We start from the raw sequence: 13,082 nt of genomic DNA, 5'->3' as shown, positions 1-13,082 counted from the left end.
TTAACAATGGATCTTTTAGGGATCTTAATAAATCTTTTCGTGTGTGTCAGTGGCTATTAATGTTTTTGGCCACTACGTAAATGCATAAACCAATAAATGAGGCCGACTAAAATCGCGCCGCCAATAATATTTCCGATAGTAACTGGAATTAAGTTATCTGTAATAAAGTTACCGACTGTTAGGTGTGAAAATTGATCAGGAGACATATTTATTTGAGACCAATATTCAGCAGGTGCAAACTCTTTAATCATAATACCTAATGGGATCATGAACATGTTTGCAATACTATGCTCAAAACCACTCGCCACAAACATCGCGACAGGTAACACTAGAACGACCAGTTTATCAGTTAAACTACGGCCGGAGTAACTCATCCAAACGGCAAGGCAAACCATTAAGTTTGCTAAAATTCCTAATGCAACCGCTTCAATAAAGGTATGGTGCAATTTATGGCTGGTGGTTTGTAATACATTTAATCCCCATTGGCCATTGGCTGCGGTGTATTGTCCTGCAAACCAAATCAGTGCAACAAAGAACAGCGCGCCAATTAAGTTACCAATATAGACATTAAACCAGTTGAGGAACATTTGCCCCCAAGTGATTCTACCTGTGGCTTTTGAGACGATAGTGAGTACGGTGGAGGTGAAAAGGTCTGCACCACATACAACCACTAACATCAGGCCTAAGGAGAAACAAATCCCGCCAATAAGTTTAGTGAAACCATAAGGCGCTTCAGCTGCCCCGGTTGTTGCCGTGATATAGAATACAAATGCGATAGAGATAAAAATACCGGCAGTGAATGCTGACAAGTAAGTAATTGCAGGATGTTTATTTGCCTTATAAACAGAGGCATCATCTGCGACTTGCGCCATTACAGCTGGTGGCAATAAATTAAAAGGGTTGTCAGCTTTCATACCAACACTCTCTTACAAAGTTGATTAATTATAGCACGCAATAATAGTAACAAAGGGGAGAATTGATAAATTTGATATGGATCATGAACTCTCTAGAGAGAGTGGTGAAAACGGTTAATTTAATGTTAAATTACAACTTATCCATTTGATAAATAAGGTTTAAATATTTTTTAAAATTTATATAAAATTTTTATAAAGTCAGTTTTGGCCAGCAAAATAAGTAAAAATATACGCGTAAATGTTAACTATTTAAGATGAATATGATCTCTTTGGCATATAATTTAACTTATGTTTGCATAATGCCCTAGTTAATTAGGGGAGATTCCGATATATATTCCTTAGCCAAACCATTTTTTTGCAATATTTATCTAACAATTATGCAAATAATAAAAGATTAATATAAATTAATCGATAAATTAAAGTGATATATCTTAATAAAACAATCCGTTTTTAACGTTGTAACTAGGTATAAAATTCAATATTGTCAAGAGTGTTTAGTTCTTGCTCAATACGTTCTCGACTAGTTAAGAGCGTTTTGATGACTTGGTTCACTTTGGGTTCATCGATGCGGAAGGTTGGGATAGACACACTGATTGCCGCAATGATGTTATTGCGTTGTCGTAATGAGACAGCATAACAAATGGTTTCTTCATCAATTTCTTTATTATCAACGGCATAACTATTTTCGCGAACCGCGTTAAGCTGTAGGCGCAGTTCAGCCAAAGTTTGCACGCTGTATTGGGTTAACGGAGTAAAACCCGAAGGATAAAGTTCGGAAATTTGCTGGTCACTGTAGTTAAAAATCATAGCCTTACCCAGTGCCGAGTAAATCGCAGGCAAACGAGTTCCAATATTAGAGATTAATTGGACCTTTTGCGCCGATTGAACTTTATCAATGTATAACACATTAGCACCGTCTAAAATCCCCATTTGGCACACTTCATTGCATTCATCAACGATATGCACCATTTCCCGATGAACCATTTTTAGCCAATAGGATTTTTCGAAAAATGAGCGGGAAAGAAGCGAGCAGGCGATACCTAAATAATATAGCTGGCTATTATCATCGTAATTAATATACCGATGTTCAACCAATGTTTTTAAGATAGGATAAATCGTCCCTTTTAATATTTGTGTTTTATCAGAAAGTTGCGTCAAAGAAAGCCCAGTATTTTCAGCCGATAAAACTTGCAGTATTTCTAATACCCGAATTGTCGGCATGTGCCCCGTAGACATTAAACCACCTCCCTGATTAATTTTGTCGCTATTCTAGGTTTAAAATACCACTATGTAAATCATCTCAGGAATACGTTTAATCTCAAATTGGTCACTCTTAATAATGGGTAAAGTCATCCAAAAGGCGTGACTTTGCTCAAAATTTAGCAATAAAAAAATTATTCTTTAGTTAGCTTTATGACCACTTAATCCCTTCAAATATCTTTTTAATCAGATTATTACATAAAATTTTCATATGAGTTGTATGAATTTGACTCAATCAATGATTCATGATTTCTTGTTTATGGTTTTTATTTATGAATGTGGTTTGTATATATGAATATCGGTAACAAGGAGATTATCAGTATGGAAAGTCGTTATATCACTCCAGTAGTGACCATCTTTGATGACAAAGGTCGAGTGGATATAGAACAAAATATACGTGTTTATGACTCATTGAAGGGCAAAGTCTCCGGTTTTGTCACTATGGGAAGCACGGGGGAGTTTTTTGCGCTCAATATGCAGAGCTCAAAAAAACTCATCGACCTATGTGGTCGTTATCCCAAGGAGGAAATGCGTGTTTATGCAGGGGCAAGCCGCCTTGATGTGGAAGAGTCGATTGAATTGGCTAACTATGCATATGAAAAAGGAATCGATGGGGTGATGATTATTAGCCCATATTATTTCCCGCTAGATGATGAAGGTATTTTTCGTTTTTACAGTGCGATAGCAGCAAAAACATCTGCTAACATTTTCATTTATAACTTTCCTGAACGAACAGGTTATTCTGTCTCCCCTGATGTTTGCCTACGTTTAGCGGATAAATATCCCAATATCATCGGATTGAAAGATACCATTCCTGACACGACTCATACCGCCCAAGTGATTGAAACGGTGAAATCACGCTTGCCTCATTTTGAGGTATACGCAGGTTACGATAATAACTTTGCTCATGTGGTGTTATCGGGGGGAAATGGGTGCATTGGTGGGCTTTCAAATATTGTGCCGCAATTTTTTGCATCATGGATGCAGGCGTTTACCCAAGGTGATTTAGCGTTAGTGGCAAAACACCAGCAACGAGTAGACCAATTGATGGCTATATATGGCGTCAATGCGCCATTCATCCCAACCTTTAAGAAAGCGTTGCAGCTAAAAGGTGTGGTTAATTCAGATTATTGTACAGCACCATTTATTGGGTTGAACAATATACAGATTGAGCAACTTCAGCAGTTGTTAACCCTTGCTGATTCACCGCTCTGACCTTTCCTGAATCAAACACAATAGAACATCTTACCAACAGGGAAAAATATCATGGCGACAACTAAAGCTTATAACAATCCTGTTTTAAATTCTGCGATAGCCAAATCGTGGAAACGTTTAGTACCCCTGATGTTTATTTTGTATTTTGTTGCATTTATTGACCGAGTCAACGTAGGTTTTGCGAAAGATGCAATGCAAGTCGACATTGGTTTATCTGATTCAGCGTTTGCTTTTGGTGCCGGTATTTTCTTTGCGGCATATGCGCTATTTGGCATTCCCGCTAACTTAATTTTAAACAAAATTGGTGCGCAAAAGTGGCTGAGTATTACCACGGTAATCTGGGGCGTTCTGTCGGCAATGACAGGTTTTATCACCAATGAAACGCAATTTATAGTTTTGCGTTTCTTGTTGGGACTTGGGGAAGCTGGCTTTTATCCAGGCATTCTATTATTAGCCTCAATTTATTTCCCCAATAATGTACGTGGGTCTGTAATTGGGATCTTTGTTCTAGGTGTACCTTTGGCATTGACACTGGGTTCGCCATTATCAGGCGCGTTACTGGAATTGCATGGCTGGTTAGGCCGGCCAGGTTGGTTCTGGATGTTTGTCATTGAAGGACTTCCTGCCGTTGTGATTGGTATTTTTGCATTCTTTTATTTGGATGATAGCCCTGAAAAAGCCCGTTTTTTAACCGAAGAAGAGAAAAAAGCGCTAACTGAACAATTAGCCAAAGAAAATGCAAAAACTGAAACCACATCGGTATTATCTGCACTAAAAAATATCAAAGTTTGGCACCTTGCACTGATTTACGGCACGATACAAATTTCAGTATACGGTTTGATGTTCTTTCTGCCTTCCCAAGTTGCGTCCTTAATGGGGGAAAGTTTAGGCTTTAAACAATCCTTAGTTGCTGCCATACCTTGGGCTTGTTCTGCATTCGGGGTGTATTACATTCCTCGTTTTGCTGACCGCCATCCAACTCGTCGCATCGAAATCTCAGTGCTGTGTATGTTAGCCGCAGCATTAGGTTTGGCATTGTCAGCATTTGCAAGCCCTGTTTTTGCTATTGCAGCATTATGTTTAAGCGCTGTTGGTTTTTTATCCGTTCAACCAGTGTTTTGGACGTTTCCTCCTCAGTTATTAAGCGGCCCTGCATTAGCAGCAGGAATTGGTTTCTGTACCACCATGGGGGCATTTTGTTCATTCCTCGCGCCAATCATTCGCGTGGAAGTCGATAAAATGATGAATAGCAATACCGCAGGTATCGTGACATTAGCGGTGATCACCGTAGGTTGTGCCGTCTTAATCGCATTACTTAAAAAAAATACGCATAACAAGAATCTCAACGCATTGTCATCTAACTAATGACAATTTTTAGGAAGGTGTGACATGCAAAAAATTCTCAAAATTGATGAGAGCGACAACCTAATTGTTGCCTTAAAGGACTTGCAAGCAGGGGATATTTATCACTGGGGAAGTGAAGATGTGATCCTCGTGACTGATGTTAAAGCAAAGCATAAATTTGCCATGGAAGCGATACCCGTTGATGGCATTGTTTCTATGTATGGCACAGCAGTAGGAAAAGCAACAAAGCCAATTGCAAAAGGTGAAGTTATCACAGTCGATAATATTCGCCACTATGCAGCCCCAGTTTCTTTAGAACAAGATGCACCGTACGAGTGGAATGCACCTGATGTATCTGCATATCAAGGACGCACATTTAAAGGCTATGTACGTGAGGATGGGCGAGTAGGAACCGCAAACTACTGGTTAATTTTTCCATTGGTATTTTGTGAAAACCGCAATGTAACAAAACTTACAGACGCCTTAAATGAAGCATTAGGTTATACCAATAATAGTTTGAAAAATTTTGCGTTGGATTTAACAGCTGGTGAGCAAGGGGGAACGGCAAAACCTAAATTATTCCCACATATAGAAGGTGTACGATGTATTACGGTCACGAGTGGTTGTGGTGGAGCGACCTCTGACAGTAAAACGATGTGTGATGTGCTTGCTGCTTATGCGGACCACCCTAATGTCATCGGTATTACGGTATTCAGTTTGGGCTGTGAAAAAGCACAGCGTAAAATGTTTAAAGAGTCACTTGTTGCTCGTAACCCTAATTTTGCTAAACCTGCACTTTACTTTCGCCAGCAAGAGTGGAGTAGCGAAGAAGAAATGATGCAAACAGCATTGAAGCAAACCTATGAGTGCATGAAGGCCGTCATACCGCAATCTCGTGTGGACGTTCCGTTGTCTCATTTAAAACTCGGTGTGAAATGTGGCGCTTCTGACGGTTTTTCTGGGATCTCGGGTAACCCTGCGATGGGGCTAGTTTCTGATTGGCTAGTGACTTTGGGGGGCGCATCAGGGTTAGCTGAATTTCCGGAATTATGTGGTGCAGAAGGGGATATGGTGAAGCGGTACGTCTCTTTTGAGGATAAGAAAAAATTCTTAGATTTGATGGAACGTTATGAAAAAACAGCGAATTTCTTTAATACTACCATTGCCGATAACCCAAGTCCCGGCAATATTGCGGACGGGTTAATAACCGATGCGATTAAATCGACCGGAGCGGCTAAAAAGGGCGGAACCTCACCGATTAGTGCGGTGTGTGACTATGCGGAGCCGATGCCTGACAGTGGGTTATCATTAGTCTGTACGCCAGGTAATGATGTTAATGCAGTCACAGGACTTGTTGCTGCAGGGTGTAATGTGGTTATTTTCTCAACAGGGCTTGGCACTCCCACAGGGAACCCGATTGTACCTGTTTTAAAAATATCGACGAATAGTGCCATTGCAGAGCGCCTATCGGACATAATTGATTATGATTGCGGGCCAATTATTGATGGGGTTCCATTACCGACAATAAGTAAAGGGCTATTTGAACGGGTAATTGATACGGCAAGCGGTGACTATCAGGTCCAAGCGGATCGCCTAGAACAGTTTGATTTCTTATTATGGAAACGTTCATTGGATTTATAATTAATATAAACCAATAAAATGTAAAAATGTTGACGGGGCAAGTTCCCCGTCAACGATTTAATTCACATTATGCATTATCACGCTTTGCTTTTTGCAGCTTTTCATAAGCAGCCAGCAAAGCTTGATGCGCAGGAAGTGCTTTAAGTTCTTCGTCAATAGACCACAAGCCATAGAAGCATGATTCCCCAGCGATAGCGGCTGATGCAGCATCTACTGCCTCTTGACCATACATACGCACAAAGGCGTTGTAGTATTGCGCAGGGTCACGTTCTTCTTCTTGAGATAACAACAACAGGGTTTGCAAGCAACGATAATAATTTGCGCGCTCGGCAGTAAATACTGAGCTATTGAAGTCTTGTGTCCATTCAACCCAAGCAAGTGCTTGTTCAAGGTCTCCACCCGCTAGTGCCAACATGGATTTTAGTTCACCAATACGCAGGTTACTCCACCCATTGTCTTTACCTACTGCCAAACCAAGTAATTCACGAACACGGGTAAAATCATCTAAACCGTCGTCATCTAATTGCTCGATAAGGGCAAGATAGTCTTGTTTTTCCCATTGGCTATCAGGTAGGTTGATAATGGTGTCGCGTAAATAAGCGCCCATCGCGTTATTGGCGATATGTAAGTCTTCAACTGGGTAAATATCAGACATACCTGGGACTAAGATTCGGCAAGCGTAGACACCCAAGTGGTTATAATCTGCAATATAGACTTCAGCATCTAATGTATTGAAAATACTGATAAGTGTTGCAAACTCTTCTTGAGTTGTGCCTTTAAAGCTCCAATCTGCAAAGGCATAATCGGCATCATCTTTAAACAGATCCCAGCTAATTAAACCGCTTGAATCAATAAAGTGAGTTTCAAGATTCGTGTGCTCAGCCACTTCTTCGTCATCAAAGGTCGGTGCATTAAACACATCGAGGTCTTTTAAGCCACGGCCTTGCAGTAATTCCGTGACGGTACGCTCAAGGGCAACACCAAAGTCGGGGTGAGCACCAAATGAGGCAAAACAAGTCCCATTTTGTGGGTTAAATAACACCACACAAATCACAGGGTACTGGCCACCGAGTGATGCGTCATAACAGAAAATTGGAAAACCTTCTTTTTCTAAGGTTTCAACCGCTTCAACTACCGCAGGGTAGCGTGCCATGACGTCTGCTGGGATAGCCGGTAGGCTAATACTTTCAGCAATGATTTTATTTTTTACAAAGCGTTCAAAGACTTCGGAAAGTCCTTGTACACGAGCTTCGTTGGCTGTATTGCCCGCAGACATCCCGTTAGAAACATAGAGATTGCCAACAATATTCATTGGAATATATACGGTTTGGTTGTCTGATTGACGGGTAAATGGCAGTGCACAAATACCGCGTTCTTCATTACCAGATTGCAAGTCAATTAATTGGCTGGCGGCTAAGGCGTTGTCGGGGTCATAAAACTTAATCAAACGATTGTCTAATAACCCTTCAGGTAAGCTATCATCTTCGGTTAATGGGAACCATTTTTCATTAGGGTAGTGGACAAAATCCCCTTCAGCAATAGATTTACCTAGGTAGAAATCCGCAAAGAAGTAATTCGTTGATAAACGCTCAAAATACTCACCAAGCGCTGAGGCTAATGCAGCTTTCTTGCTCGCCCCTTTACCATTAGTAAAGCAAAGTGGGCACGCTTTATCGCGGATATGTACAGACCAAACGTTAGGTACAGGGTTTAACCAAGAGGCTTCTTCAATATCAAACCCTAATTTCTTTAATTTGGTTTGAAATGCATCAATGGAATCTTCAAGAGCGGCATCTTTGCCGGGAATAAAAGTTTGGCTCATTGTCAGTCACTTGTGAATAGAGTGTTTCAAACGGGCTATGATACGGATTTTTGCTGCAAGCCTCACGCTTTTTATTCATTCATAGATAAATCATCTTAAAATTCATTATTTATCCTAAAATAATTGTATAGGTCACATAAAATTCAGCACAATTCCACATAATAACCGAAGTTTATTAATGAAAGGAAAATAGGATGAAAAACAGAAATAAAGCGCTTTTGGCGACATTGGTTTCACTGTTTGCCGTATCCGCTATCGCTCAACCGAATATTACGGTATTGGCGACAGGGGGAACGATAGCAGGTGGTGGTGATTCAGCCACATCCTCCAGTTACCAAGCGGGTAAAGTAGGGATTGATGCTTTAATTAATGCGGTGCCAGAAACCAAAAAATCGCTAATTTAAGTGGTGAGCAATTGGTGAATATTGGTTCGCAAGATATGAATGACCAAGTTTGGCTGGCACTGGCGAAAAAAATTAACCAAGATTGTGATAAAACAGATGGTTTTGTAATCACTCACGGGACTGATACTTTAGAAGAAACGGCATTCTTCCTTGATTTAACCACGCAATGTAAAAAGCCCATTGTCTTGGTTGGTGCAATGCGACCGTCAACGGCTTTAGGCGCTGACGGTCCTTTGAACCTGTATAATGCAGTCGTTTTAGCGACGGATAAGTCTGCTGGAGAGCGCGGTGTTTTGATGGCAATGAACGATAAAGTCGTGCAAGGCCGTAATGTGATGAAAATGAGCACCACTGAAGTACAAGCGTTTGATGCCGTTAATAGTGGGGCAGAAGGCTTTATTCATGATGGTAAAGTTACTTATTTCCAAGCAGCGCAACCTCGTAGTGACAAAGCGGCATTCGACGTCAGTAAGCTCGAAAAGCTCCCTGCGGTAGGTATCGTTTATAACTATGCCAATGCATCAGCAGCTCCTGTGAAAGCCTTGAGAGAAGAAGGGGTTGAAGGAATTGTAAGCGCGGGTGTGGGTAACGGTAATATGTATAAGACTGTCTTTGACGCTTTAGCAAAAGCAGCGAAAGAAGACGTGGTTGTCGTTCGCTCAAGCCGTGTACCAACAGGGTATACGACAAGAAATGCCGAAGTGGATGATAACTTATATGGTTTTGTTGCTTCAGAAAGGTTAAATCCGCAAAAAGCGCGCGTATTGCTGCAATTAGCCTTAACTCAGACTAAAGATCCTCAGCAAATTCAGGCATTATTCGAAAAATATTAATTATCAAAACGAGTATTTATTTCATACAGCGGGGTGCAGTAGCCTGTACCCCGTTAGTTTTGCTGTGACAATAAGGCAATATTATTGAATGCTCGAATTACACAATGTCATCGATAACGCCACCATCAACACGTAAGGCTGCACCGGAAGTCGCTGAGGCTTGTTTAGAGCAGGTATAAACTACCATATTCGCGACTTCTTCGGCAGTCGCTGCAGAGAAACGGCATCATTAACACGTATATTGTTACGGCCATTAATCAAAACTTCTGCGCCACAATTAGCGAGGCCTTTAGCAATTGCATAACCAATTCCAGCTGTTGATGCACTGACTAATGCGCGTTTGCCTGTTAAGTCTATTTTCATTTACGAACTCTTTATATTGAAAAGGAGAGTTCATAATAGCAAATGATAATGCGGTGCTTTTCTTAATAATGCTGTACATTTTATTTGATTATTTATTGAGAAATTTTATAGCTGTGTATGTTATTTTTCAGCATAACAACATTTATCCTAATTATTTGACTCAGTAATCTGATCTATTTTAAGGCAATTAGGTCAATGTGGTGATAGAACTTAGCGAATTCCTGCAGAATAGACGAAATTAAGGAACAATTAGTTAATTTATTGATTTTTTCTTAAACACTTCCTTATACGTATCCCATGCATATTTTTTATATTTATCAATCAATTACTTTTTATTTTTAGCAAGGTCATCATCGGTGATAATGACAGTTAATTAAAATTAATGTGCCGTTGATCATATTTTGGCAACAAAGCCTGTATCTGTGTTGATAATTCGCGTTGCAAAAAATAGGCTAAATACATCGCAAGAGATATAACTCATTGTGAATATTTAGATTTAAATGGAAAGTTAAATCGTATTTCGGCCGAAAAATAAAATTAAAAAATATTAGAGGAATACAAGAATGGTTAATAAAAATGTCAATACTGGCAGGAAATTGCTCGTCTTAAAAATTGCAATAGCAATGCTTCCTATTGGTTATCAACCAATCATGCATGCGGAGCAATTTATTGAAGATTCAAAACTTACAGGTGGCTTTTACTACTGGCAACGCGATCGTTCACGTAAAGATTTAGACCCAAATAGCGATAAATATAAAAAGTATGCGGATAATCTTAAACACTCAACATTTAATGCCAGTCTTGATTTCTCATCCGGTTATTTTCAGGACATCATCGGGCTAGATTTAGCGGGTTTTACCGCTATTGAGTTATCTAATAGTGGGCCAGCTGCACCCAATGAAATCGGCTTTAGTGATGCGAAATCACGTTGGGATGAAAAATGGACTGGAGATCGTAGTGGTGTGACTTTTTATAAGGCTGCTGCAAAATTGAAATATGGCCCTTTCTGGGGTAGAGGTGGCTATATTCAACCTACTGGTCAAACTATACTCGCATCCCACTGGAGCTATATGCCGGGTACATATCGCGGATTAGAGGTAGGCGGGGTGTTTGATTTTGAGCAAAATGGTGAACTTAGCATGTCCTATATGTGGACTGACCGCTATAAAGCACCTTGGTACCGTAGCATGTATGACTTTCGTGAAGCGGATGGTGAAACTGGGATCAGTTATTTACACTCAATTGGCTTTAAATATGACTTTAAAAACAATTTAGTCTTAGAAGGGGCATATGGGCAAGCTAAAAGCTATATGGATCAATATTTTGCCAAGGTTTCCTATGCAGTTCCTGTTGTTGACCGTGACTTACGTATGTCTTATCAATTTTATGGTGCAAAAGATAAGGTTTCAGGCGGTGGAGTTAACGATGTTTATGACGGTTTAGCTTGGTTGCAAGCGATGACACTAGGCTACACTTACGATGAATTTGATTTTAAATTAGAAGGAACCTATGTAAAAGCCAAAGGTAACCAAGGTTATTTCCTGCAGCGTATGACCCCCGGTTGGGCAACATCAAATGGTCGCATGGACATTTGGTGGGATGGCCGTTCGGATTGGAATGCTAATAATGAAAAAGCCGTTATGGCCGGTGTTATGTATGATTTAAAAAATTGGGACTTAGCTGGATGGAAGGTTGGAACCTCATATATTTATGGATGGGATGCTAAACCAAGTACTAATAGCCAATATGCTCAGGATGTACGCTTAAAAGAAAGTGCATGGAACTTTGATATTTTATATACCGTACAATCAGGTCGAGCAAAAGATACGCTATTTAAACTGCATTTTACCAAGTATGATAACCATACAGATATTCCGAGCTATGGCGGTGGTTACGGAAATATCTTCCAAGATGAAAAAGATATTAAATTTATGGTGATGATGCCATTCACGGTATTCTAATTAGTAAAATCCTTTAGTAGCAATGACTGCTATAAAGAAACTATAGCAGTCATTTGCCCTGATAGCTAAAGGCTTACCATATATTTTTAATATTGAATGGAATATTAAGACAAGAATAAACACTTATATTAAGAGTTAAAAATAAGGTGAATTTATTCACCTTATTTTATTTTTGATTACAAGGATGCGTTATTTACACTTTCATTGAGTATAAGGGTATCTTGTTTTAATTTATCTTTTAATACGGTAACTTTTTCTGATTGATGGGGTGGGTTTTTAACTTGTGCTTGGCCAGATAAAATTCCCCCTTTTTTAATTGATAAACTACTGTAATGGATAGTACCGTGGATTTCCCCATTATTTTCAATACAAATAGTATCAGATAAGCATTCACCTTCAATACGACCATTAACCACCAGTTCTTTGCAGGTGATATTTCCCGTAACTTGGCCGTTTAACATAACTTTAACCGTATTTTCTTTTCCTGTTATATTTCCAATGACTTTCCCATAGATATGCACTTGCTCATTAGACGTAATATTTCCTTCAAAAATAACGTCCCTAGAGATAATCGTATTCGATTTTTCTTCACTAATAGTCGGAGTTGACAGTGTTATTTGTTCTTCTATTTTTGTAGTCACTTCAGGCTCATTACTTATAGAAGGGGACGTCGCTGTAGGCGTGGGCTTGTTTTGTCTTTTGGTGAACATTTTACTTACCTTTTTTTGATTGAAGTATACGATCAAGAACAGTATTGATAATACAAACGAAAATAAGGTGATAGACGAATAGCTAAAAAACCACCCTATTAAAGTAAGAAACCAGAAGAAAAAACTTGTATTGAGAAAAAGATAGGTTTTTTTCATCAGTTAATCTCTTACAAATTACTCAAGTACTCAAGTACTCAAGTACTCAAGTACTCAAGTACTCAATTAGTTTAGTCAATAAATGTAATTACGCATTTAAATGATGATTTAACGTTATGACTACATTTGGATCATTAACTCTCTAATTTGGAGTTGAAATTATAGCAAGGTAATTAAATAATTTTAAATAGTATGAAATGTTTGGAATCATCTATGATGTTATTTATATACCACTTTGATATGTAAAGTATTATTCTAGATAACGGAATATATTTATCTCTGAAATAATATAAGGGTTTTGATTTGAATTGCAACTATTATAGTTTTTATAAAAATCTTGCATTGTTGCTAAAATACAGTGATAAATAATTGTGTTTAAGTTACTTACTAACAATTATCACTAATCGAGTAAAAAAGGGAATATTAATACTTAAAATAAAAAACCCCGATAAAATTGTA

At 39.0% G+C, this 13,082-nt stretch carries 8 protein-coding genes and 3 pseudogenes; 5 read left to right on the top strand and 6 right to left on the bottom strand.

Going from position 1 to position 13,082, the window contains the following annotated elements; genetic code table 11:
• Positions 1-56 precede the first annotated feature (56 nt).
• Both focA and FVA69_RS14670 read right to left on the bottom strand, forming a co-directional pair.
• Positions 57-914, bottom strand: coding sequence for a formate transporter FocA (focA, locus tag FVA69_RS14675; RefSeq protein ID WP_109911032.1), 858 nt, complete (start codon positions 912-914; stop codon positions 57-59).
• A gap of 462 nt (positions 915-1,376) precedes the next feature.
• A complete protein-coding gene (locus tag FVA69_RS14670; protein WP_004909501.1) occupies positions 1,377-2,150 on the bottom strand; it encodes an IclR family transcriptional regulator in 774 nt (257 codons plus the stop codon).
• A 345-nt stretch (positions 2,151-2,495) separates the two neighbouring features.
• Here FVA69_RS14670 and FVA69_RS14665 point away from each other — a divergent pair, with 345 nt between their 5' ends.
• Genes FVA69_RS14665 through FVA69_RS14655 form a run of 3 tightly spaced genes read left to right on the top strand, consistent with a single transcriptional unit; the run spans position 2,496 to position 6,374 of the window.
• A complete protein-coding gene (locus tag FVA69_RS14665) occupies positions 2,496-3,389 on the top strand; it encodes a dihydrodipicolinate synthase family protein (protein ID WP_117162152.1) in 894 nt (297 codons plus the stop codon).
• A gap of 51 nt (positions 3,390-3,440) precedes the next feature.
• On the top strand, positions 3,441-4,754 hold the full coding sequence (locus tag FVA69_RS14660; protein WP_117162151.1) for an MFS transporter: 1,314 nt from the start codon (positions 3,441-3,443) through the stop codon (positions 4,752-4,754).
• Between the two features lie 24 nt (positions 4,755-4,778).
• A complete protein-coding gene (locus FVA69_RS14655; RefSeq protein WP_164529053.1) occupies positions 4,779-6,374 on the top strand; it encodes a UxaA family hydrolase in 1,596 nt (531 codons plus the stop codon).
• A gap of 67 nt (positions 6,375-6,441) precedes the next feature.
• Here the strand turns inward: FVA69_RS14655 and ycaO are convergent, their stop codons facing one another.
• Positions 6,442-8,196, bottom strand: coding sequence for a 30S ribosomal protein S12 methylthiotransferase accessory factor YcaO (ycaO, locus tag FVA69_RS14650; RefSeq protein WP_110731821.1), 1,755 nt, complete (start codon positions 8,194-8,196; stop codon positions 6,442-6,444).
• A gap of 194 nt (positions 8,197-8,390) precedes the next feature.
• Here ycaO and ansB point away from each other — a divergent pair.
• A pseudogene (ansB, locus tag FVA69_RS14645) lies at positions 8,391-9,433 on the top strand (L-asparaginase 2).
• A gap of 97 nt (positions 9,434-9,530) precedes the next feature.
• Here the strand turns inward: ansB and FVA69_RS21415 are convergent.
• Both FVA69_RS21415 and FVA69_RS14640 read right to left on the bottom strand, forming a co-directional pair.
• A pseudogene (locus FVA69_RS21415) lies at positions 9,531-9,647 on the bottom strand (SDR family oxidoreductase); the annotation flags it as partial.
• 2 nt (positions 9,648-9,649) lie between these two features.
• A pseudogene (locus tag FVA69_RS14640) lies at positions 9,650-9,796 on the bottom strand (oxidoreductase); the annotation flags it as partial.
• Positions 9,797-10,359: 563 nt separating this feature from the next.
• On the opposite strand from FVA69_RS14640, the gene chiP reads away from it, so the two are divergent.
• Entirely contained in the window at positions 10,360-11,757 is a 1,398-nt protein-coding gene (gene chiP, locus FVA69_RS14635) for a chitoporin ChiP (protein ID WP_164529052.1), read from the top strand.
• Between the two features lie 176 nt (positions 11,758-11,933).
• Here chiP and FVA69_RS14630 read toward each other — a convergent pair whose 3' ends face one another.
• Positions 11,934-12,467 (bottom strand): bactofilin family protein, encoded by a 534-nt coding sequence (locus FVA69_RS14630; RefSeq protein WP_004909525.1) that lies wholly within the window; start codon positions 12,465-12,467, stop codon positions 11,934-11,936.
• Between the last annotated feature and the right edge of the window lie 615 nt (positions 12,468-13,082).

It is taken from the genome of Providencia sp. PROV004, from assembly GCF_011045615.1.
GTDB lineage: Bacteria > Pseudomonadota > Gammaproteobacteria > Enterobacterales > Enterobacteriaceae > Providencia > Providencia rettgeri.
The sequence above is the reverse complement of the archived record's forward strand: the minus strand, read 5'-3'. Positions and strand labels throughout refer to the sequence as shown.